The sequence below is a fragment of the Longimicrobium sp. genome (assembly GCF_036387355.1).
Taxonomy (GTDB): Bacteria; Gemmatimonadota; Gemmatimonadetes; order Longimicrobiales; family Longimicrobiaceae; genus Longimicrobium.
Genome location: NZ_DASVTX010000483.1, coordinates 1 through 3,830, shown reverse-complemented (window position 1 = coordinate 3,830; position 3,830 = coordinate 1). Strand labels below are relative to the sequence as shown.

Genomic DNA, 3,830 nt, shown 5'->3' with positions numbered 1-3,830 from the left:
CCATCGGCTTGACTTCCTGGTAGCCGGGCAGCAGCTCCGACGCGCGGTTCTCCGCGTCCAGAATGGTGTCGCCGGAGCGGGTGTCGGCCACGCGCTTGATGCCGGCGATCACGTATCCCACCTCGCCCGGGCGCAGCTCCTTGGCGGCAAAGCGGCCCACCTGCAGGTAGCCCACCTCGTCCACCGGGTACACGCTGTCGTTGCTGCCGAATGCGATGCGCATCCCCGGCCGCAGCACCCCGTCCACCACGCGGATGCTGGGCACGGCGCCCACGTACTTGTCGTAGTACGAGTCAAAGATCAGGGCGCGCGCGGGCGCCTCGGGGTCGCCCTGCGGCGGCGGCACCTTGGCGATCACCGCCTCCAGGATCTCTTCGATGCCGATGCCCGCCTTGGCCGACGCGGAGATCACGTCCTCCGGATCCACGCCCAGAAGCTCCACGAGTTCCGCGCGGCGGCGCTCCGGCTCCGCGCCCGGCAGGTCGATCTTGTTGAGCACGGGGATGATCTCCAGCCCCGCCTCCATGGCCAGGAACAGGTTGCTCAGCGTCTGCGCCTGCACCCCCTGCGACGCGTCCACCACCAGAATGGCGCCCTCACACGCGGCCAGCGACCGCGACACCTCGTACGTGAAGTCCACGTGGCCGGGGGTGTCGATCAGGTTCAGCTGGTACTCGCCGCCGTCGCGCGCCTTGTACCTCATGCGCACGGCGTTGAGCTTGATGGTGATGCCGCGCTCGCGCTCGATGTCCATCGAGTCGAGCACCTGGTCCTTCATTTCGCGAAGCTGCAGCGTGCCGGTGGTTTCCAGCAGCCGGTCGGCCAGGGTGCTCTTCCCGTGGTCGATGTGGGCGACGATGCAGAAGTTACGGATGTGATTCAGTCGCAACGTGCGTGTCCCGCTCGGTCATGGATCAGGGTCCGGAATCGTGTAAGTTAACCCCCTACCGGGGCTTGCTGAAAGCCCCACCACGCACGGCGGCCCTCCCGCGCGCGTGGGCGGGAGGGCCGCGGGGCGTGCGCGGGGCGAACTACCAGCGCGACGACGTCCAGTACAGGGATGCGCCGCAGCGCTGCTGCTGCTCCGGTGCGTACGCGTACTGCCGGTACTCGAGCGGCACCTCGTTCCACTCGCGGTACACCTCCATGGCCACCACGTCGTCCGGGTACACCATGCGGTTCAGCGTGCGGGCCGCCGGGTCCCCGGGATCGAACCCCAGCGGAACGGCCCTGTTGAGGCTGGCGTTGCGGACCATCGGCAGCGCCCGCGTGAGGGCGGGGACCGGGCGTCCGTCGATCAGCGTCACCATGCAGCGCTCGCCGCGCGTGGTGACGGGAATGCCGCCCTCGCGGCCGGCCTGAAAGGCGATTCCGGGCACGCCGATCAGAAAATCCGTGACCTCGCGGGGACTGCGCGCGCGGAGGTACTCGGCGTCCAGGTACACGCCTTCGCCCATGGCCCGCCGGCGCTGGAACGCCTGCCGCCCGCGCTCGTTGCGCAGCCGCGCAACGACGGTGACGGTGTCCAGGGTAAAGGGCCGCTGGGTCATGCGCAGCGGCACGGACGCCTCCCCGTCCCTGCCCACCACCACGGTCTGCACGGTCACGTCGTGGTACCCCCCGCGCTGGGCGAGCACCCGGTACGTCCCCGCCTTGCGCAGCCGCAACACCGCCACGCCGTCGCGCCGCGTGAATCCCGCCCCCACGGTACTGCCGTCTTCCGCCTGCGCGCGCACCAGCACCTCGGCCAGCGGAAGGCCCGGGCCGCGCGCCACCGAGGCGCGGATGGTCTGTGCCTGCGCGTGCGGCGCGAGCGCGGCCGCCAGCAGGGCGGCGCAAAGCGCCGGGCGTACTACGCGTCTCGTTCTCATGGCGAACCTGTGGCGGAAGGAAAGGGGCGGCAGGCGCGGCGGCCCATCGCAGGCCCGGCCGCCGTCCCAACGCGAGCAATGGTCGTTCCCGCCGCCCGCGCCCGTCCTCGGACAGGGACGGGCGCGGGGCCGGCGGCCGGGACCGGGGCCCGCTACCCGCTCGTTCGCCGCGCGCAACCCGCAGGGGCAGAACCGATTGCACCCCGCCGGGCCGGGCCGCGGCGCGCCCGTATGGGTCGTCTGACCCGTGCGCCCGGCCGCCGCACCGCGTATCGTGCCGCCACGTCGCGGGGCGCCGGACTGTCACCCATGGGGTACATGCGGGGGCCTGCGTGGGGGACAGCGTCGTCCGGACGCGGGGATGCGCGAGCGGGCAGGCGCGTGCCTTGCCGCAGGCTGCACCGGGCCGCGCAGCGCCCGGCGGCTCTCCGGTGGCGCCACCGGAGTGGAGTTGCGACAACCCGTTCTCGCGCATATTGTTCCGGCGATTCCGCGCCCCGCCGCGAATCGTCCTCAGGGCAGTCTTTCCGGCACGTCACCGGGCTTCCGGGTCCGTTCGCATTCCTGCGGCCTTCCACACATCATTTTGATTCCAATGAACAAGTACGTTGCATGCGCCGTGGCTGCCACGGTGCTGGCCGCCACGCCCGCCGTGGCGCAGATCCCGTCCACCTCGCGCGCGCTGGGCATGGGCGGCGCGTACATGGGCGTGGCCCGGGGCCAGGAGTCGCTGTACCAGAACCCCGCCAACCTGGGACTTCCCAACAGCCCGCACTGGTCGGTCGCCTTTCCCACGCTGGCCATCGGCGCGCAGTCGTTCGGGCTCACGACGGGCCAGTTCGTGGACCTGATTCAGTACAACGACCTGGATGAGGACGAGCGCCAGGCGCTGGTGGACGACGTTCCCGCCAGCGGCACCGGCGTGCAGGGCTACCTTCGCGCCCCGCTCGTCTCCATGCAGGTGCGCCGCGTGGCGTTCGGCCTCAGCTACGGCATCCAGGGCGAGCACACCATCAACCGCAGCCTGGTGGACCTGGTGGTGAACGGGTTCCAGCAGAGCAAGCTGGCGTCGTACAACATTCAGGACACCGAGGGCTCGCGCGCCTCGTTCTGGGACTTTCACGCGGGCTACGGCCGGCGCGTGGGCCCCGTGGCGCTGGGCGCCACCGGCCACTACTTCCTGCCGCGCGACCTGACGCGCTCGGCCTTCACGGGGCAGCGGACGGTGTTCACCGGCCCCGTGCCCTCCGACGTGGAGGTGACGTACACCGGGCTGCAGGCCAAGGGCGGCAACGGCTTCGGGCTGGACCTGGGCGCGGCCATGGAGCCCATCCCGGGCCTCACCCTGGGCGTGGCGGTGGACAACGTGGTGAACACCATGAAGTGGAACGACGACCTGCGCATCCGCACGGTAACGCTGAACAGCGCGGACTACGAGAACGGCGATCCGCAGGAGATCCTGGACCGCTACGACCAGAGCGAGACGGAGTTCACGGGCACGGGCTCGCCCACGGTGCTCGCGCTGGCGGAGTCGCTGCGCGGCGACCTGGACCGTGGCCTGCCGGCCACCCTGCGCGTGGGCGGCGCCTACGTGCTGCCCACCCGTACCACCATCGGCGCGCAGTACCAGTCGGAACTGGGCGATGCGTCGCCGGTGAGCGCGCTGTGGCGCAACCAGCTCAGCCTGGGGGTGCAGCAGAAGCTGCCCATCGTCACCCTGCGCGCGGGCGTGGCGACGGATGGCGAGAGCGGCAGCATGCTTTCGGGCGGCATCTCGCTGGGCCCCATCCAGTTCGGCATCGCGCGCCTGCACACGGGCAAGAACGACGACGAGCGCAACGGCTGGGTGAGCACCATCTCCCTGAGCGGCCGCAGCGACACCACGATGCCCTGATTTTCGGGCTCACGCGTTCATGCAGCGGACCGGCGGCTCTCCCAGGGGCCGCCGGTCTTTTTCTG

At 70.9% G+C, this 3,830-nt stretch carries 3 protein-coding genes; 1 reads left to right on the top strand and 2 read right to left on the bottom strand.

What is annotated here, in order from left to right; genetic code table 11:
• Positions 1-889: GTP-binding protein (locus tag VF665_RS20755; RefSeq protein WP_331055376.1), on the bottom strand; the 889-nt coding region annotated here is incomplete at its 3' end.
• A gap of 142 nt (positions 890-1,031) precedes the next feature.
• Positions 1,032-1,871 (bottom strand): carboxypeptidase-like regulatory domain-containing protein, encoded by an 840-nt coding sequence (locus tag VF665_RS20750; RefSeq protein WP_331055375.1) that lies wholly within the window; start codon positions 1,869-1,871, stop codon positions 1,032-1,034.
• Between the two features lie 595 nt (positions 1,872-2,466).
• Here VF665_RS20750 and VF665_RS20745 point away from each other — a divergent pair.
• The gene (locus VF665_RS20745; RefSeq protein WP_331055374.1) at positions 2,467-3,765 is read left to right on the top strand and encodes a DUF5723 family protein; all 1,299 of its coding nucleotides are present in this window, start codon (positions 2,467-2,469) and stop codon (positions 3,763-3,765) included.
• Positions 3,766-3,830: the final 65 nt, after the last annotated feature.